19 protein-coding genes and 7 tRNA genes are annotated in these 18584 nt (G+C 48.1%); 25 read left to right on the forward strand and 1 reads right to left on the reverse strand.

Annotated features, from left to right (window positions below; all coding sequences use genetic code 11):
* Window positions 1-186: 186 nt before the first annotated feature.
* From FHS17_RS29850 to FHS17_RS29880, 7 genes are all read left to right on the forward strand, one after another.
* Window positions 187-263 (forward strand) — tRNA-Met (locus FHS17_RS29850).
* Between the two features lie 8 nt (window positions 264-271).
* Window positions 272-347, forward strand: a tRNA-Val gene (locus tag FHS17_RS29855).
* Window positions 348-364: 17 nt separating this feature from the next.
* Window positions 365-441, forward strand: a tRNA-Met gene (locus FHS17_RS29860).
* 30 nt (window positions 442-471) lie between these two features.
* Window positions 472-548: transfer RNA gene (locus FHS17_RS29865), tRNA-Asp, on the forward strand.
* Window positions 549-567: 19 nt separating this feature from the next.
* Window positions 568-643, forward strand: a tRNA-Phe gene (locus FHS17_RS29870).
* 10 nt (window positions 644-653) lie between these two features.
* Window positions 654-737 (forward strand) — tRNA-Tyr (locus FHS17_RS29875).
* A 14-nt stretch (window positions 738-751) separates the two neighbouring features.
* Window positions 752-827 (forward strand) — tRNA-Lys (locus tag FHS17_RS29880).
* A gap of 104 nt (window positions 828-931) precedes the next feature.
* Here FHS17_RS29880 and ssuE read toward each other — a convergent pair.
* Window positions 932-1474, reverse strand: a complete 543-nt coding sequence (gene ssuE, locus FHS17_RS29885) for an NADPH-dependent FMN reductase (RefSeq protein ID WP_167283052.1) — start codon at window positions 1472-1474, stop codon at window positions 932-934.
* 190 nt (window positions 1475-1664) lie between these two features.
* On the opposite strand from ssuE, the gene FHS17_RS29890 reads away from it, so the two are divergent.
* The 18 genes from FHS17_RS29890 (at window position 1665) to FHS17_RS29975 (ending at window position 18460) form a co-directional block, all read left to right on the forward strand.
* A complete protein-coding gene (locus tag FHS17_RS29890) occupies window positions 1665-2612 on the forward strand; it encodes an MraY family glycosyltransferase (RefSeq protein WP_167283054.1) in 948 nt (315 codons plus the stop codon).
* Window positions 2613-2686: 74 nt separating this feature from the next.
* Window positions 2687-3805, forward strand: coding sequence for a PucR family transcriptional regulator (locus FHS17_RS29895; protein WP_167283056.1), 1119 nt, complete (start codon window positions 2687-2689; stop codon window positions 3803-3805).
* Window positions 3806-3892: 87 nt separating this feature from the next.
* Entirely contained in the window at window positions 3893-5014 is a 1122-nt protein-coding gene (locus FHS17_RS29900) for an ABC transporter ATP-binding protein (RefSeq protein ID WP_167283058.1), read from the forward strand.
* Window positions 5015-5155: 141 nt separating this feature from the next.
* Complete coding sequence (locus tag FHS17_RS29905; RefSeq protein WP_167283061.1) at window positions 5156-5698, forward strand: sigma-70 family RNA polymerase sigma factor; 543 nt, start codon at window positions 5156-5158, stop codon at window positions 5696-5698.
* A complete protein-coding gene (locus tag FHS17_RS29910; RefSeq protein ID WP_167283063.1) occupies window positions 5685-7079 on the forward strand; it encodes a DUF4179 domain-containing protein in 1395 nt (464 codons plus the stop codon). Before FHS17_RS29905 ends, FHS17_RS29910 begins: the two co-directional genes overlap by 14 nt.
* 124 nt (window positions 7080-7203) lie before the next feature.
* Window positions 7204-8142, forward strand: coding sequence for an HPr(Ser) kinase/phosphatase (gene hprK / locus FHS17_RS29915; RefSeq protein WP_167283065.1), 939 nt, complete (start codon window positions 7204-7206; stop codon window positions 8140-8142).
* A 50-nt stretch (window positions 8143-8192) separates the two neighbouring features.
* Complete coding sequence (gene lgt / locus FHS17_RS29920) at window positions 8193-9155, forward strand: prolipoprotein diacylglyceryl transferase (RefSeq protein WP_167283067.1); 963 nt, start codon at window positions 8193-8195, stop codon at window positions 9153-9155.
* 31 nt (window positions 9156-9186) lie between these two features.
* Entirely contained in the window at window positions 9187-9840 is a 654-nt protein-coding gene (gene ppaX, locus FHS17_RS29925; protein ID WP_167283069.1) for a pyrophosphatase PpaX, read from the forward strand.
* A 3-nt stretch (window positions 9841-9843) separates the two neighbouring features.
* Window positions 9844-10341 carry an acyltransferase gene (locus FHS17_RS29930; RefSeq protein ID WP_167283071.1) on the forward strand — a complete coding sequence of 166 codons (498 nt, stop codon included), beginning with the start codon at window positions 9844-9846 and terminating at the stop codon, window positions 10339-10341.
* Window positions 10342-10563: 222 nt separating this feature from the next.
* A complete protein-coding gene (locus FHS17_RS29935; RefSeq protein WP_167283150.1) occupies window positions 10564-11790 on the forward strand; it encodes an ATP phosphoribosyltransferase regulatory subunit in 1227 nt (408 codons plus the stop codon).
* On the forward strand, window positions 11787-12431 hold the full coding sequence (hisG, locus tag FHS17_RS29940) for an ATP phosphoribosyltransferase (RefSeq protein ID WP_167283074.1): 645 nt from the start codon (window positions 11787-11789) through the stop codon (window positions 12429-12431). The genes FHS17_RS29935 and hisG overlap by 4 nt, the downstream gene beginning before the upstream one ends.
* Before the next feature lie 43 nt (window positions 12432-12474).
* Window positions 12475-13761: a histidinol dehydrogenase gene (gene hisD, locus FHS17_RS29945; protein ID WP_167283078.1), complete on the forward strand. Its 1287-nt coding sequence runs from the start codon at window positions 12475-12477 to the stop codon at window positions 13759-13761.
* 31 nt (window positions 13762-13792) lie between these two features.
* Window positions 13793-14389, forward strand: coding sequence for an imidazoleglycerol-phosphate dehydratase HisB (hisB, locus tag FHS17_RS29950; protein WP_167283080.1), 597 nt, complete (start codon window positions 13793-13795; stop codon window positions 14387-14389).
* Between the two features lies 1 nt (window position 14390).
* A complete protein-coding gene (hisH, locus tag FHS17_RS29955) occupies window positions 14391-15011 on the forward strand; it encodes an imidazole glycerol phosphate synthase subunit HisH (RefSeq protein ID WP_167283082.1) in 621 nt (206 codons plus the stop codon).
* A 64-nt stretch (window positions 15012-15075) separates the two neighbouring features.
* Window positions 15076-15834 carry an imidazole glycerol phosphate synthase subunit HisF gene (gene hisF, locus FHS17_RS29960; protein WP_167283085.1) on the forward strand — a complete coding sequence of 253 codons (759 nt, stop codon included), beginning with the start codon at window positions 15076-15078 and terminating at the stop codon, window positions 15832-15834.
* On the forward strand, window positions 15831-16529 hold the full coding sequence (hisIE, locus tag FHS17_RS29965; RefSeq protein WP_167283088.1) for a bifunctional phosphoribosyl-AMP cyclohydrolase/phosphoribosyl-ATP diphosphatase HisIE: 699 nt from the start codon (window positions 15831-15833) through the stop codon (window positions 16527-16529). Before hisF ends, hisIE begins: the two co-directional genes overlap by 4 nt.
* 32 nt (window positions 16530-16561) lie before the next feature.
* Window positions 16562-17368, forward strand: coding sequence for a histidinol-phosphatase HisJ (hisJ, locus tag FHS17_RS29970; protein WP_167283091.1), 807 nt, complete (start codon window positions 16562-16564; stop codon window positions 17366-17368).
* 138 nt (window positions 17369-17506) lie between these two features.
* Entirely contained in the window at window positions 17507-18460 is a 954-nt protein-coding gene (locus FHS17_RS29975; protein ID WP_167283093.1) for a ribose-phosphate diphosphokinase, read from the forward strand.
* Window positions 18461-18584 lie beyond the last annotated feature (124 nt).

Below are 18584 nucleotides of genomic sequence, written 5' to 3' on the forward strand. Positions count from 1 at the left end.
GGTGGAAGCACAGCAATGTGTGGAGCTGACGAATACTAATCGGTCGAGGGCTTATCCTAAAACGTTTATGATTCATTCATAAACATCGCTTAAGATGTTTCACTTTCGCATCCAGTTTTCAGGGCACAAGTTCCTGATCTTGCAGTCGTTCCCACGCGCTGTAAGTGACACTAGTGGGATAAGTGTGGCGGTGTAGCTCAGCTGGCTAGAGCGTACGGTTCATACCCGTGAGGTCGGGGGTTCGATCCCCTTCGCCGCTACCATACTTTTCGGAGGCTTAGCTCAGCTGGGAGAGCATCTGCCTTACAAGCAGAGGGTCGGGGGTTCGATCCCCTCAGCCTCCACCATATAAGTTTTATAATGCCGCGAGGTGGAGCAGTCCGGTAGCTCGTCGGGCTCATAACCCGAAGGTCACAGGTTCAAATCCTGTCTTCGCAACCAATTTTTTCGGACAAGATCCGGAAGTAGCATGGAGCTGTGGTGTAGAGGCCTAACATGCCTGCCTGTCACGCAGGAGACCGCGGGTTCGAATCCCGTCAGCTCCGCCATTTTTTTATGTGTAAATAAGGCTCGGTAGCTCAGTCGGTAGAGCAGAGGACTGAAAATCCTCGTGTCGGCGGTTCGATTCCGTCCCGAGCCACCATTTAGCTTGTGGAGGGCTAGTGAAGTGGCTAAACACGGCAGACTGTAAATCTGCTCCTTCGGGTTCGGTGGTTCGAATCCATCGCCCTCCACCATTTCTCTTTGTTGAGAGCCATTAGCTCAGTTGGTAGAGCACCTGACTTTTAATCAGGGTGTCGAAGGTTCGAGTCCTTCATGGCTCACCATTTATTTAAACGTCCAACCCACATACTTCGGTATGTGGGTTTTTTGATGCTTAATTAATAATAGAAAAAGCTTGAAGGATTGAGTGTCCCTTCAAGCTTTTTTGTTATCTGTTTTTCCGGAATTTAAGTTCTTCAATGATTTCTGCTACAGAAGAATTTAACCGTTCTTGTAATTCCTCGTTAAGCTCGAATTCACCGTTATCAACGCGTGCGATTTGAGAATCAGTGGCATATACTCCGCTGCCGAAATGCTTAGCATTTAATGCGGAAAGGACTGGCTTAAGGGCATAGTCAATTGAGAGCAAGTGAGCAATCGTACCGCCAATGAACAGAGGAGTGACGAATTTGCCGGATAGTCCTTTTTGAGGAAGCAGATCAAGGAATGTTTTGAGTACGCCGGTAAAGGATGCTTTATATACAGGGCTAGCAATAATCACTACATCTGCTGACTCAACTAAGGAAGAAGCTTCAACAATTGCAGGACTGTCGAATCGTGCATGGATGAGATCCTCTGCAGGAAGGGAAGCAACCGTAATATGGTTGAAAGAAATGCCTTCTTTAGACAAGTGTGATTCAACATATTGCGTAATACCTGTCAAACGTGAACCAGGATTAGGACTGCCATTCAAAATAACAACTTGCGGCATCTTATATTCACTCCTTAATTTTCGTTAATTCCGATAAGATAAGTATGAATTTATCCTATCATGAACATTTCCAGTCGTCAAACACATTATAATGCTGTAAGAAGAGATTTTAATCATTTTTTTCCTCTCGATAGGGAACAATGTTGAACAGTTAAAACAAATGATGTGACTGACGAAGGGGAACATTCGAATGACGTATTGGCTTGCTGTCGGGATGACTATTGTATTGACGGTTTTGTTTGTACCCATCATGCAGAGAATTGCTATCAGGTACGGGATTGTTGACCGGCCAAACTGGCGTAAAATTCATAATCGCCCGATTCCGCTTATGGGCGGGGCTGCGCTATATATTGCTTGTGTTGTGACGATTCTTACTTTTCAGGGGATAACTCCGCTTAGTCTATGCATTATAGTGGGTGGGGCGTTGCTTGTTACAATTGGATTGATGGATGATGCATCGAAGGCGAAAGGAAAAGACTTTCCGGTGTGGCCCCGTGTCATTATCTATATGGGAGTTTCATCTATTCCGCTGTTTTTTGGTATTCATATGGATGGCGTTATGAATCCTGCTAATGGATTGTTCGTCAGCTTCCCTGCCTGGGTAGATTGGATTGGAACAATCATCTGGATTTTCGCCCTTATTAATATGATCAACTTCATTGATGGTGTAGATGGCCTTGCTTCAGGAGTCTGTACATTGTCTTCAATTACTTTGTTTATTACTGCCCTTATTAAAGGGCAAGGGGATATAGGAGTAATCGCCATTATTATTGGTGGTTCTTGTATCGGTTTTCTGCTATATAATTTCCACCCTGCGAGAATTTTTATGGGTGATGCTGGAGCAACCTTTCTAGGCTATACCCTTGCGGTTATCGCTATAGATGGTGCGTTCAAGAAGGCTACGTTTATCACGATATTAGTGCCTCTACTGGCATTAGGATTACCTATCTTGGATACGATAATCGTTATGCTTCGCAGGCTGGCTACTGGTAAGGGACTCCATCAGGCAGATAAGCTCCATACTCACCATGCTCTTATGCGTTGGGGGCTGACACAGGTTCAAACGGTTTCCTTTATGTATCTCATTGCAGCGCTGTTCTCCTTGCTGTCTATCCTGCTGCTTGTCATGAAAGGCTGAACTAAGCAGTGGTTTTGTGATACAATGACGAAAAAAAGCGTCATTCTTGGAGCTGGAGATTGGAGACATGTGAAATGAGCACGACAGATTGGCTAACCCCGCTGCAGCACATTTTGAACTGTCCGGTACGGTTCACTACGTTCTCGTTATCTGATTGGACAAGCTGGAGCGGAGATGACAAGCACGATAAGATTGTGGAAGGCAGTCGTGTAGAGCAAAACGGAAAGACATGGATCGTTGTTAAGGTTATGGGCAACGATGTGGAAGCCTTAGAGATCGAAGGGGAACTCAAGCGGGCTGAAGCGGAGTTATTGACTTGGACACTGCAATGGAATCAAGCTCAACAGCAGCAAGCGGTGAAACCAGGTAACTTATCAGAAAGCGAATCGTTTGCCCTCAAGCTAAGCGAGTGGATTCAACAGCAGGTTGATTCGGAGGAGCCTTCTTATTCGATTCCCGATCATTTGACTGCAGGCGGCAAGTTATTTGCGGAAATGATCCCTTTCTTATTAGTAACAGAATACACGAATGGTAAACAGGCTTCTTATTCGGAACTAGAAAAGCTGCTCCGCTCATTTCTTGCGGAGGATATTTTGCTTATTCCACTTAAAAATCAGGAATGGCTCATATGGGGACCTGTCTCTTTATTGAAGGAAGCCGATAGTGAGTTTATGGATGACGAAGATGAGGAGACGGTGGAAGACAGTTTGTCTTCTATATGTCATGGTTTATACGAGATGCTGGCAAGCGAATGGATCGGTGAATGTCATCTGGCTGTCGCTCATCCTGTAAGTCCGGCTAAAGGAATCGTGGAAACGACCGTACTGCTGCGTGAGACGATTAATCTTGGCCGTAAGTTCCATGTAGGAACAAGTATTCATTTGCCTTGGAATCTGCAGTTGGAGCGGCTCTTGAATGCGATTCCAGAAGTTCAACGTTCTCGTTACTTGGAGCATGCTTTAAAACGGACCGAGTTGTTCGTTGAATCGGAAATGCTGGCAACACTTGAAACTTTCTTCTCGCTTGATTGTAATGTAAGTGAAACGGCAAAAAAGCTTTATATCCATCGGAATACATTATTATATCGCTTAGATAAATTAAAACAGGAAACTGGACTTGATGTTCGACAGTTCCGTGATGCCGTATTAGTCAAAATTATTTTACTATTGTACAAAGTTACGAAAAGGAATTAGTTTTTTTGTATAGTTTGTGCATAGTCACAAACGGGCCTGTGCGATAAGATATACCCATAAGAAATTTTCTTTTAGGGGGACATTCAAATGGCAGGCGTACGTTTAGAAGGCATTTACAAAAAATACCCGGGTTCCGACAAAGCATCGGTAACTGATGTTAACCTTGACATTAAGGACAAAGAGTTTTTGGTACTGGTAGGACCTTCCGGCTGTGGTAAATCGACAACTCTTCGTATGATCGCAGGTCTTGAAGAAATCTCCGAGGGCAAGCTGTACATCGGCGACCGCGTCGTAAACGACGTAGCACCGAAAGACCGCGACATCGCGATGGTATTCCAATCCTACGCGTTGTACCCACACATGAACGTTTATCAAAACATGGCTTTCGGCCTTAAACTTCGTAAATTCAAAAAAGCAGACATCGACAAACGTGTTCGTGAAGCTGCTAAAATTCTTGATATCGAGCATTTGCTGGATCGTAAACCAAAAGCACTCTCCGGCGGTCAACGTCAACGTGTAGCTTTGGGACGCGCTATCGTTCGTGAACCACAAGTATTCTTGATGGACGAACCACTTTCCAACTTGGACGCTAAACTTCGTGGTCAAATGCGTGCTGAAATCAGCAAACTGACAAAACGTCTTGAAACAACTACTATCTACGTAACGCATGACCAAATCGAAGCAATGACGATGGGCGATCGTATCGTAGTTATGAAAGACGGCTTCATTCAACAAACAGCTTCTCCTGAAGAGCTGTACAACCACCCAGTAAACATCTTCGTAGCGGGCTTCATTGGCGCTCCTTCGATGAACTTCATTACTGGTACGCTTGTTGATCAAGGCGGCGTTGTGAAATTCAAAACTACTGGCGTAGACGTTGTTGTACCTGAAGGTAAAGCAGCAGATCTTCGTGGCAGAGGTTACATTGGTAAAGAAGTAATTCTGGGTATTCGTCCAGAAGATCTTCACGAAGAGCCTGTGTTCCTGGAAGCTTCCCCGAACACAATCGTTAACGCTAACGTTGAAGTAGCTGAGAACCTTGGTCATGAAATGTACCTGTACCTGAATGGTATCGGTTCTGACACAGTAATCGCTCGTGTTGACGGTCGTTCGACACTTCGTGACGGTTCCAGCGTTAAGCTTGCTCTGGACATGAACAAAGTTCATATGTTCGACAAAGAGTCCGAGCTGAACATCTTCGAAAACTAATCCTTAACATTTACAACAAGGCTGTCTCCCGATTGGGGGGCAGTCTTTTTTACGTTTTTATAAATAAAAAAACCGAAATGGCACCAGCGCCGTCTAATACGTAATTAAGCTTAAGATGAGGGTTTGGGGAAGGAGGGGCAAATGGATAGAGATGAATATGCAGCGGCTGCTATAAAAGGTGACGATGAGGCGCTTATTGCCAGAATTCAGATGGATCAGAGCCGCTTATATGGCATTGCCTACTCCTATATGCGGAATGAAGCGGATGCACTCGAGGCTATACAGGAGACTACTTTTAGGGTTTGGAATAAACGCCGTACTTTGCGTGATCCCAAGGTCTTTACGACCTGGATGACACGGATTCTTATCCGGGTCTGTCTGGATGAGCAAAAGAAGCGGCGACGTGAGCAGCCTCTAAATAACGAGCTTATCGAGAGAGATACGTTAGCTGCCACGGAAAATGGCGTGGATAGAATGGATTTGGCTGTTCAACTGCAGAAGTTAACTGCGAAATACAGGATGGTCATTGTGCTGAAATATTATCGGGACATGACGATTACGGAGATTGCTGAGCTCCTGGAGAAGCCGGACGGGACGATAAAAACGTGGCTGCATCAAGCTTTGAAGCAATTAAGAAGTAATGAGTCTTACGGAAAGGAGGGGATGACGGTTGAGTGGGAATAGGTTGGAGTTCGAGCAAGCACTGGATGAGATGTTTGCAGAGGATAAGGCACAGGTGAACCTGTTATTAGAAAGTGCATCGGAGAATTCCTTTTCGTCAGCCATTCGGACAGGAGTAGAAAGGGCGCGTCAGCAAGGAAGGAGGAGGAGAAGAAGCAGACTGACCTTCAAAATGGCAGCTTCGGCGGCTATCGTACTTGTTCTTCTTACAGCATGTATTCGGGTATCCCCTGCCTTTGCGAATCTGGTGCGTGAGATTCCGGGGTTGAATGGAGTCGTTGAGTTGATAAAAGGCGATAACACACTGACTAGTGCAATGAATCATGAATTTATTCAGCCTGTGAACAAGTCAGATAGTAAGAATGGTTATACTCTCACAGTTGATGGCATAATGGCGGATCAGCAGAGGATTGTGATTTTTTATACGGCAGATGGTCCGAATGTGAGCGAAGATGCTCTTACCTCAGACTACAAGATTACCGACGGTAATGGTGAGCAATTGGAAGCTATGATCGGCAGTAACTATTATAGTATTGGGCAGACAGAGTCGGAGAAGGAAGAAGCGACAAGTGTCCACGATATGATTGATATTATGTTGGGTGATGGTGTCGAAGTGCCGGACATAATAAAGTTCAACTTGAAGCTCGGCGGCGAATGGCATAATGTCGATATTCCAATTGATCATAGCCGGTTTGAAGAGTTAAGGGAAGAGATCACGTTGAACAAAGAAATAGAGGTTGGGGGACAGCATTTCATCATAGAGAAAGCTCTCGTTACACCGCTGCAGGCATCAGTCACGATCCGACGGGAACCGGATGCAAGGATTCGCGCAAATTCTTTTTTGAAGCTGGCATTGATGGATGAGAAGGGACGGCGTTGGGAGACAAAAGGTGGTTTTGGCATGCTGGATGACGGGACAACGACACTGACGTTCCAAAGCAATTACTTCGAGAAGCCGGAGCATCTTCGCTTGGTAGCCGATGGACTGCTACTATCTCCGAAAGACCAGGAATTTGTTATTAATACCGAAACGGGAGAAACGCTGGAAACACCGGATGACCGTATCCAATTGACAAAAGTCCGGAAAAATCCTTCGGGTTTTGAGTTATCTATTAAAGCACAGCAACTGAATGAGCTGGAACGGGGGTATGGCTACTGGTTGTTTAATCATAAGGCGGTATTCCATGACGCATCGGGGAAGGAGTATACATTACTAGATCATGATGGCACACAAAGTACTTCAGGAAGCGATGCAGATGGATCGGCCTTCATGTACGAAGCATACTACACAATCCCTAATAAACCTTATAAGCAGCCATTAACTTTTGAGCTGTATCAATACCCGGGATATGTCGAAGAACCTGTGAATGTGGTTATAAAATGACGAAAAGCGCTGAGCGACGGAGAAACGTTGCTTTCGGCGCTTTTTTCCTTTACGATGAAGTCATTGGAAATAGATTTACTTACTTCATATAACCTATTGGGAACGCAAGTGAGGAGGCCGTTCGATGGCTAAGAAAGTAAAAGTAGCGGAACTAGTGCAACATTTCTCAATGGAGATTGTCTCCGGCGAAGACGGCTTGAAGCGTTCTATTCTGGTTGATGATCTTTATCGTCCGGGCCTAGAGATGGCAGGATATTTTGACTATCACCCACATGAGCGGGTACAACTGCTTGGTAAGACAGAACTTACATTTATCGATACGCTGACGAGTGAGGAACGCAGAAGCCGTTTTGAGCAGCTATGTCATGAGAACACACCTTGTATTATTTTGACAAGGGGACTTGAGGCACCAGCCGAGCTGGTGGAACACTCGAACAAAGCACAAATTGCAGTGCTGCGCAGTAATGTGGCAACGACTATTTTGCAAAGCCGGATTACAGACTTCCTGGAGAAGAAGCTTGCTCCAACTGCTACGATTCATGGCGTCCTTGTAGACGTATATGGTGTTGGCATGCTTATTACAGGCGGAAGTGGTATTGGTAAAAGTGAAACCGCTCTTGAGCTTGTGAAACGCGGCCATCGTCTGGTAGCCGATGATGCGGTTGAAATTCGTCAGACGTCGGATGGACAGTTGTTCGGCAGTGCGCCGGAGCTTATTCGCCATTTGCTTGAAATTCGAGGCTTAGGGATCATCAACGTGATGACTTTGTTTGGTGCTGGTGCTGTACGTACGAGCAAGCGTATTACCCTGGTTATTAAGCTTGAGAACTGGCAGCAGGATAAACAATATGACCGTCTTGGCCTTGACGAGGAGAAGACTCGGATTATTGATACGGATATACCGCTTGTTACAGTGCCGGTTCGTCCTGGCCGAAACTTAGCAGTTATTATCGAGGTTGCAGCGATGAACTTCCGTCTAAAACGTATGGGCTACAATGCGGCTCTGCAGTTTACGAATAAGCTGACCGAAACGATTGCGGAAGATACCGATGATTTCGATTGATAGCTGAAAGAGTTGCAGGAATAGACCTATTATAGAAGGAGCATTGAACAATGAATCTGTTGATTGATCCAACGGCGTTTTCCCTTGGGGACATTCATGTGCGTTGGTACGGCATCATTCTTGGTACGGCTGCATTGGTCGGTTTGCTGCTGGCTGTACAGGAAGGGAAAAGATTCGGCATTAAGCCGGAGTTTTTCATGGATCTCTTGCTGCTTGGCGTGCCATCGGCCGTTATTTGCGCGAGAATTTATTATGTAGCATTCACATGGGACGAGTATAAGAACAATTGGGTAGATGTCTTTAAAATTTGGAATGGCGGGATTGCCATCTATGGGGCCTTGATCGGGGCTTTTGCATGTGGCTTTTTCTATTTCCGCTATAAGGGTTACTCTTTCTGGCGAATGGTAGACATTTGCGCACCTGGGCTTCTAGCGGGTCAAATGATTGGCCGTTGGGGCAACTTCATGAACCAGGAAGCATACGGCGGTCCGGTGGATGAGAGCTTCCTGCGGAATACGCTGCATCTGCCTGACTTCATTGTGAATCAAATGTATGTTGCAAGTGAAGGCGTTTACCATCACCCTGCGTTTCTCTATGAGTCGCTCTGGAGCTTGGTCGGTATTATCCTCTTGATGGTTATTCGTCGTCAAAAGTTCCTTCGCGCTGGTGAGCTTGTTGCGTACTACTTTATCTGGTACTCAATCGGCCGCTTCTTCATTGAAGGAATGCGTACGGACAGCTTGGCTTTCCAAGGTCCAGGGGCACTGGGTTCCCTGATGGATGCACTATGGACACCGATGACTTGGTTTGGCTTTGAACAAGGCTTCCTTGATCCGGCCTATGGCGATGTACGTGTCTCGCAGCTTCTCGCGGTTATCCTGATCATCGCGGCAATCATCTTCATCGTTGTGCGCCGTTCAACAGGGGCAGCATCTATCCGCTATCAGGATCCGATTGTGTCCACGAAGGAGACAGCGGTGCCTGTAACGGATGTAAAGACGGACAACCTGTAAGCTTTTATAAGCAGTAGGAGTGAAGATAAGCATGACGGGCAATATACGAACAATGCTGTTCGATCTGGATGGCACGATTATGGACACCAATGAGCTTATTATTCGCTCGTTTCTGGAATCACTGAAGGGCCATGTCCCTGAGGGATTCGGCAGAGAACATATTATCCCGAGTATGGGACTTACACTTCAAGCGCAGTTTAGACATTTTACAGGGCTTGAGGATGTTGACCACCTGATTAAAGCTTATCGTACGGTGAATACAAGACTTCATGACGAGCTGCTCCGGCCATTCCCTTATACGAATGAGGTCATGAAGAATTTGCATGAACAAGGCATTCAGATTGGCGTTGTTACGACGAAGATTCGGATGTCGACAGAACGCGGAATGAAATTTTGCGGGCTGTATGATTATGTCGATGCGTTTGTTACGGTTGATGATGTTACGAATCCGAAGCCGCATCCTGAGCCAGTACTTATGGCGTTAGAGCAGCTTGGGGCTGACCCGGCAACTACGATTATGATTGGTGATAGTACCGTTGATATCATCTCCGCGAAGGAAGCGGGAGTAATCCCCGTGGGTGTTGCCTGGTCGCTGAAAGGCCAGGAGCTGCTGAAGGAGAGCGGAGCGCAGTATATCATTGAAGATATGCGCGAGTTGTATGCATTCGCAGGAATGGAGCGATAGCCGTTGCGAAACGTTGAGCGTTATCCGGTGGAAGGACCAAATGCACTGTGGCAGGTATATCATACGGTAAGCCGTCTCAAGGCGGTACGGAATTTTATCGCGATTCAAGCTGCTCGTTATTGTCCGGAGCTTACGGTTAAGAATTGGATCTACCGCCGGATCCTTGGGATGAAGGTCGGCAAGCAGACCGCGTTTGCGCTGATGGTTATGGTTGATGTGTTTTTCCCAGAGAAGATTGAAATAGGGGATAATACGATTATTGGCTATAACACGACCATTCTGACGCATGAGTACTTAATCAAGGAATATCGGCTGGGCAATGTGAAGATAGGCTCTCATGTTATGATTGGGGCTAACACGACCATCCTTCCTGGTGTAACAATTGGAGATCATGCGGTAATCGCTGCTGGTTCGATCGTCCATAAGGATGTACCAGCCTATACGTTTGTTGGAGGCAATCCCATTCGGGAGATTAGGCGGACGGATACCGAGTTGAACTGATCCAGGATCTTTATAACAAGGGGAAAAGCCTCACTATTCGCGAACACTCGAAAGAGCGCGAATAGCGGGGCTTTCTTGCTGGATAGCACACTATTGGAAGAGATGCCCAGCTATCTTGACGGAAGCGAATGTTCATGCTAATATTACGTCTAATACTTTATTTTGTTAGTATGGTAACATGGTAGCACTTTAATATACTAAAGTAACCGAAGGTGAATAATGATGTCTAAACCAAAAGTATTCGAGAAGCCAATTGGCGTTAAAGATTATCTTCCAAACGCAGTAGCAAAGCTGCGTCATATTGAACGTGATGTACTGGCCTGTATGAAGGGCTGGGGCTACGAACAGATTATTACTCCAACGATGGAATACTACGATACAGTAGGGGTCGCGAGCTCGACTTCGGATCAGAAGCTGTTCAAGCTGCTCAATAACCGTGGTACGACGCTTGTATTGCGCTCGGACATGACAGCACCGATTGCTCGTGTGGTGTCTTCCCTCCTTAAGGAATCGCAATTCCCGCTGCGCTTGTCTTATCATGGCAACGTATTCCGCTCTATTGAAGAAGAGTCGGGCCGCGAGGCTGAGTTTTTCCAAACAGGTGTAGAGCTTGTTGGTGATGCTTCCGCTGAAGCGGATGCAGAGGTTGTTGCACTGGCCATTGCTTCCCTTAAGGCAGCTGGTGTTAACCGTTTCAAAATTGCGATTGGTCATGTCGGCTTCCTGAACGGTTTGTTTGAGGAGACGCTGGCTGGACGTGAGGAAGCGCAGGAGCAGTTGAAGTCCTGCCTGCTTAACCGTGACTATGTCGGCTATCGTGAGAGCCTGCGTGAGCTTGAGCTAGAGGAGCCGGTACAGCGTGAGCTGGAAGGTATTCTCCGTCTACGCGGCGGGCAGGAAATCTGCGAACAGGCACTTGAGCTGAGCGCAGATGCGACGGCGCAGAAGTCCATTCGCCATTTGTGTGAGATCTGGGATGTGCTGAAGGCATATGGCGTATGCGAGCATGTACTGATCGATCTGACGATGATTGGTGACTTCTCTTATTACACAGGCATGACGTTTGAGGGTTATGCGGCGGATCTAGGATTCCCAGTGGCAAGCGGTGGACGTTATGACAATCTGCTCAGCCAATTTGGACGTCCAGCACCGGCTACAGGCTTTGCCCTAAAGACAACACGCATTCTGGAGCTTGTTGGTGCAGAAGAAGACACAGCGGGTAATGAGCGTGTCCTAATTGGCTATGATGGTCAAGGCCGTGCAGAAGCGCTCGGAGCGGCTCAGCAGCTTCGTGAGCAGGGAAAAGCTGTTGTTACAGAACGTATGGCAGCAGAGGATTGGAAAGGGCTTGTTGTAGAAGGCTCGTTTACTTATAAAGGTGTAGCGTATACGAAAGGAATGCCGTTCATCAGAGGTGTAGAAAAGGCGACAGGAGGCAGCGGACAATGAGCGAAGCGAGAAAAGATATTTTGAAGGTTGCGATGCCAAAGGGCCGCATCTATAAGCAGGCTTCGAAGCTGTTCCGTGAAGCGGGTCTGCCGATTCCAAGCGACTTCGATGATACACGTAAGCTCATTATCGAGCTGCCGGAGGTTGGCATGGAGTTCATCATGGCGAAGCCGGTTGACGTTCCAACTTATGTGGAATACGGTGTTGCCGATATCGGAATCGTGGGCAAAGACGTCCTGATGGAAGAGAACAAAGACGTCTATGAGCTTCTTGATCTGGGCATCGCAAAATGCCGGATGTCGGTTATTGGTCTTGCGGATTGGAAGCCGGCTATTAATCCACGGGTAGCGACGAAATATCCGAATGTGGCTTCGCAATATTTCCGTGAGCTGGGGCAGCAGGTTGAAGTTATCAAGCTGAATGGTTCAATCGAGCTTGCACCACTTATTGGTCTTGCTGACCGCATCGTAGATATGGTAGAGACGGGTCAAACACTACGTGAGAATGGTCTTGTGGAGATGCAGTCCATCTTCCCAATTACAAGCCGTCTGATTGCGAACCGTGTCAGCTACCGGATGAAGAATGAAGTGATTCAAGGCTTGTGTGACCGTCTGCAGAATACGATTACAGCCAAAGTATAGCACGATAGATAGAGCGATATAGGTGAGGAAGGGGCGAAAGCTTATGCGGATTATGCAGGCGGAGCAGTTTGGACTGCAGCGTGAGGTGGAGTACGGAACACCGGAGCAAAATGAAACGGTGCGTCAGATCGTAGAAGCGATCAAGGCGGAAGGAGACGCGGCACTGCTGCGGTATACGGAGCAGCTGGACCGCGTCCAGCTTGATGCGTCATCGCTTCGTGTGACGCAAGAGGAGATTCTGGCGGCGTACGATAAGGTCGACGCCGATTTCCTCACGGCAATCCGCGAGGCAGCCGTGAATATTCGGGTATTCCACGAGAAGCAGAAGCGTAATTCGTGGATGGATTTGCAGCCGGACGGTACGATGCTCGGGCAAATTCTCCGGCCCCTGAAGCGGGTCGGCGTGTATGTGCCCGGAGGCAAGGCGGCGTACCCGTCGTCCGTGCTTATGAACGTCATTCCGGCCCAGGTAGCCGGCGTGCCGGAGATCGTGATGGTAACACCGCCAGCAACAGGCGGCAAGGCTGGCATTGACCCGTATATTCTTGTAGCCGCTGCAGAAGCAGGCGTTAAAGAGATGTACCGGGTTGGCGGCGCTCAGGCGATTGCAGCGCTCGCTTATGGTACAGCATCGATTGCACCGGTTGATAAAATTTGTGGACCGGGCAATATTTATGTAGCGCTGGCGAAGCGCTCCGTATTTGGTGCAGTCGACATCGACAGCATTGCTGGACCTAGCGAAATCATCGTACTGGCGGATGAAGGGGCGAATGCCTCTTATATCGCAGCTGACCTGCTGTCGCAGGCAGAGCATGATGAGATGGCTTCGGCAATTCTTGTGACACCTTCCGAGAAGCTTGGTCAAGCGGTCGCTGCCGAAGTAGAGCGCCAGCTAGCAACTCTGCCGCGTGAAGCGATTGCACGCGCGTCAATCGACAGCTACGGCGCGGTACTGCTAGTCGATTCCATCGAAGCAGGTATCGACGTTGTGAACAAACTGGCACCAGAGCATCTGGAGGTGCTGACGGCTGATCCGATGAGCCTGCTTGGTCTCATCGAGAATGCCGGTGCGATTTTCCTCGGACCATACAGCTCGGAGCCGGTTGGTGATTATTTTGCCGGACCTAACCATATTATCCCGACGAACGGAACAGCACGCTTCTCCTCACCGGTGAACGTGGATGATTTCCTGAAGAAGTCGAGTCTTATCTACTACAGCAAGGAAGCTTTGCTGAAGAACGGCAGCAGCATTATGACGCTGGCCCGTCATGAGGGGCTTGAGGCGCATGCCCGTGCGATTGAGATTCGGTTAGAGCAAGAAGGAAAGTAACAGACCATTCATATAGAAAGAAGGAATTATAGTGGCGGATACACAACGGAAAGCAGAACTTGTACGTAAAACAAATGAAACAGATATTAAGCTTAGCTTTGCAGTAGACGGTACGGGTGAAGTGAAGCTCGAGACGGATGTTCCTTTCCTGAACCATATGCTGGACCTGTTCGCCAAGCATGGCCAATTCGACTTGAATGTTGAAGCACGCGGCGATATCGACATCGATGATCACCACACGGTAGAAGATATCGGCATCTGCCTTGGTCAAACTCTTCGTGAAGCGCTTGGAGACAAACGCGGCATCAAGCGTTACGCGAGCGTATTTGTACCGATGGATGAGGCACTTGCTCAAGTCATTATCGACGTCAGCAACCGTCCTCACTTTGAATACCGCGCGGAGTACCCATCTCCACAAGTCGGCAGCTTCTCGACGGAGCTGGTTCATGAATTCCTGTGGAAGTTTGCTCTTGAAGCACGTGTTACGCTGCACGTCATCGTTCACTACGGCAAGAACACGCATCATATGATCGAAGCGGTGTTCAAAGCCTTGGGACGTGCGGTCGACGAAGCTACTAGCATCGATCCTCGTGTACAAGGAGTGCCTTCAACGAAAGGAGTGCTGTAGTATGATCGCGATCATCGATTACGGCATGGGCAATCTGCACAGCGTCAGCAAGGCGGTTGAGCGTCTTGGCTACGAGGCAGTCGTAACAGCTGATCCAGCGGTTATTGCTGCAGCGGACGGTGCAATTTTGCCGGGCGTTGGCGCGTTTGGCGATGCAATGGACAATTTGCGTGAGACGAAGCTTGATGAGGCAACAAAAGCTTATGCAGCTTCCGGCAAGCCGCTTATCGGTATTTGCCTCGGTATGCAGCTGCTGTTTACTCAAAGCGAAGAGCATGGCGTAAATGAGGGTCTTAATTTGCTCCCGGGCAAAGTAATTCGGTTCCAAGGTGACTACAAAGTGCCGCATATGGGCTGGAACAAGTTGAACTTCCTGCAAGACAGCCCGCTGTTCAAAGGCCTCGAGGAAGGGCATGTGTACTTCGTACACTCCTATCATGCGAAGCCGGAGGTTGCTTCTGACCTGCTAGCGACAACGGATTATCATCAGCAGGTAACGGCTATTGTGGGACGTGGCAATGTGTATGGGATGCAGTTCCACCCGGAGAAGAGCAGTGAGCTTGGCATCAAGCTGCTGGGTAACTTCCTTGCTTTAACGGGAAGCCCGGTTGTACAGCGTTAACAGGCGATTACTCGCTACGATATAGATTAGATTCCAGCGATTAACGAGAGGGGAGCGTGCACATATGCTGGCGAAACGTATTATTCCATGTCTGGACGTGAAGGACGGACGGGTTGTAAAAGGAGTCAACTTCGTGAACCTGCGTGATGCAGGGGATCCGGTTGAGCTTGCGTCCACCTACGATCAGGAGGGCGCCGATGAGCTCGTCTTTCTCGATATTTCGGCATCGGTAGAAGGACGCGCAACAATGATTGAAGTTGTTAAAAGAACGGCTGGAGAGATTACGATTCCGTTCACAGTTGGCGGCGGTATCTCCCATGTTGACGATATGAAGCGGCTGCTTCGTGCTGGCGCGGACAAAATCGCAATCAACACAGCTGCGGTTCTTAATCCATCTCTTGTAAGCGACGGTGCTCGCAAATTCGGCTCGCAATGTATTGTTGTAGCCATTGATGCGAAGTACAACGAGGCTTGGGGCGAGTGGGAAGTGTTCACCCACGGCGGACGCAAGGAGACTGGTATTAAGGTTCTCGAATGGGCGAAGGAGATTGAACGTTTAGGAGCAGGAGAGATTTTGCTCACTAGCATGGATGCAGACGGTACAAAAGACGGTTTTGACCTGAAGCTGACTCGTGCAGTATCGGACTCGGTTAGCATTCCAGTGATCGCTTCCGGCGGAGCGGGACGGATTGAGCATTTCTCTGACGTATTCGAGAAAGGTCATGCCGATGCAGGCCTTGCGGCGACCATTTTCCACTACAAAGAAATGACGATCCGCGAAGTGAAGGATGATCTGAGGCAGAAAGGCGTGGAAGTACGATGACGGAACTGGCAGAACGCATCAAATGGAGCGAGGACGGTCTTGTTCCGGCAATTGTGCAGGATGCGCAGAGCAAAGAAGTTCTTATGCTTGCTTACATGAACAAAGAGTCGCTAAAGTTGTCGGTGGAATCAGGTGTTACCTGGTTCTGGAGCCGTTCCCGCAATGAGTTGTGGAACAAAGGGGCAACAAGCGGCCATACGCAGCGTATTCGCTCGATGTCGTATGATTGCGACGCCGACACGCTGCTCGTACGTGTAGATCAGAAAGGCCCGGCTTGCCATACGGGTGCGTACTCCTGCTTCTTCAACGAGATTGAAGTAGCCGACAATAGCACAGCGGAAGCAGAGGCTGAGGCATCCGCAGATAATCGCTTTGCGATTCTTGGCGAGCTGGAGAGCGTTATCGCTGCGCGTTATGCAGAACGCCCCGAAGGCGCTTATACGACTTATCTGTTCGAGAAAGGTCTTGATAAGATCCTGAAAAAGGTCGGCGAAGAAGCTACGGAAGCGATTATTGCTGCGAAAAACAGCGACAACGACGAGCTTCGCTCGGAAGCAAGCGACCTGCTGTTCCATCTGCTTGTCCTGCTGCGTGAACGCGGTTTGCCGCTTGATGATGTGATGAATGAGCTGCAAAGCCGTCACGGCAAGCCTGCCACTAATAATGCGATGAGAAGAGAGCAGGCAGGCAAATAACCTATTTTTTCAAAAGAAAGGCCGGTATGCACATGTTTATCGATTATCATACCCATCATGCCCGCTGTGGGCATGCTGTCGGCTCGCTGGAGGAATACGTGCAGAAGGGGATAGAAATCGGTCTTCAGCAGATCGGTCTTTCTGACCATATGCCGCTTCTTCATGTGGATCCTGCTACGTATTATCCGGAGATGGCGATGCCGATGGAGGAGCTTTCCGGATATGTGGAAGAGTGTCTGGCTCTGAAGGAGAAATATAAAGGCCAGATCGACATTCGTGTCGGCCTCGAAGGGGACTATATCGAAGGTCAAGAAGAGAAGATCGAAGCCATTATTAACGCATATCCATTCGACTATGTGATTGGGTCGGTTCATTTTCTGGGTGAATGGGATATTACGGACTTCCGGCAGACACATGGCTGGGAAGGTAAAGACCCTATGAAGGTATATGAGCAGTATTACGACGCGGTGGCGAAAGCAGCAGCAACGGGATTCTACGACTACATCGGGCATATCGATGTCATTAAGCGTTTTGGCTTCAAGCCAGAAGGTGATGTGACTCATCTGGAGAGGGCTGCTCTAGATGCTGTTAAGCGTCATGGGATGGCGATCGAGCTTAATGCATCTGGTCTTCGGACCCCCGCTGAGGAGATGTTTCCAAGCCGCAGAATGCTCGAATATGCCAAACAATTGAACATTCCAATCACTATTGGCTCGGATGCGCATCAGCCGCAGCGACTGGGGCAATATTTAGATCAAGCGCGTGCGGTGTTGAAAGATGTCGGTTTTTCTCAGCTGGCGACGTTTGAACGGCGAAAATTGGTATTTGTCGATTTTTGAATTATAGTAAATTAGATGTATAATGATATGGAACAAGCTTGACGCTGTACGAAAGTGTTGAGCAAACGACGAAGACTTTGCCCATGCAAAGAAGCACTTCATGTCAAATTATTGGTTTAAAACGCTCAGGAGGGTATCATGTTTAGCGACAAGTTGCGTATTTTTTCGGGTTCGTCCAATCCGATATTGGCTCAAAAGATCGCCAGTGATTTGGGATTGACACTCGGCGCCATCAAAATGTCCCGTTTCAAGAGCGGGGAAATCTACGTTCACTATGAAGAAACGATTCGGAACTGTGACGTATTCCTCGTTCAATCGTTCTCGCATCCGATCAATGAGCATTTTGTCGAATTGCTCGTAATGATCGATGCAGCGAAGCGGGCATCCGCGAAGACGATTAACATCATCATGCCGTATTACGGCTATGCGCGCCAAGAGCGCAAAGCAGCTCCGCGGGAGCCTATCTCTGCTAAAATGGTTGCAGACGTACTGACTACGGTTGGCGCAAACCGTGTTATCACTATTGACCTTCACGCGCCGGCAATTCAAGGCTTCTTCAATATTCCGGTAGACCACATGACAGCGCTGGATCTGATCAGTGACTATCTGAAATCGAAGAACATTAAAAACCCGGTAGTCGTATCTCCGGACGCTGGACGTGCTTCCACCGCAGAGAAACTTGCGAACAACCTGGACACATCGTTTGCTATTATGATCAAGAAGCGTCCTGCACACAATGAATCTTCGATTACTCACGTTATCGGCGATGTTGAGGGACAAACTGCGATTATTATCGAGGACTTGATCGATACGGGCTCTACTATTGTCAACGTTGTTGAAAGCTTGAAAGAGCGTGGAGCAGAAGACGTCTATGTATGCGCAACTCACCCGCTGTTCTCGGGAAATGCCATTGAGCGTTTGAATCATCCTCATATCAAAGAAATAATCGTAACGGATTCGATCTCTCTGCCAGAGGATCATCCGGAGAAGTTCACCGTATTGTCGGTAGCTCCGCTGCTTGCGGAAGCGACTCGCATTATCATTGAAGGCGGTTCGATCAGCACGCTCTTCAAGACAAACGGCGGCGTTTAATTAAATAAGGCAATGACAGAAAATCGCGGGCGTTTTACCTAACGTTCGCGATTTTCCCACATATTCTTTCGTGTTAGGATAGGCATTGCTATGGTATAATCGTAGAAAATCAAGTTCCGGGAGG

The sequence above is a fragment of the Paenibacillus lupini genome (assembly GCF_011761355.1).
In the GTDB taxonomy this organism is placed as follows: Bacteria; Bacillota; Bacilli; order Paenibacillales; family Paenibacillaceae; genus Pristimantibacillus; species Pristimantibacillus lupini.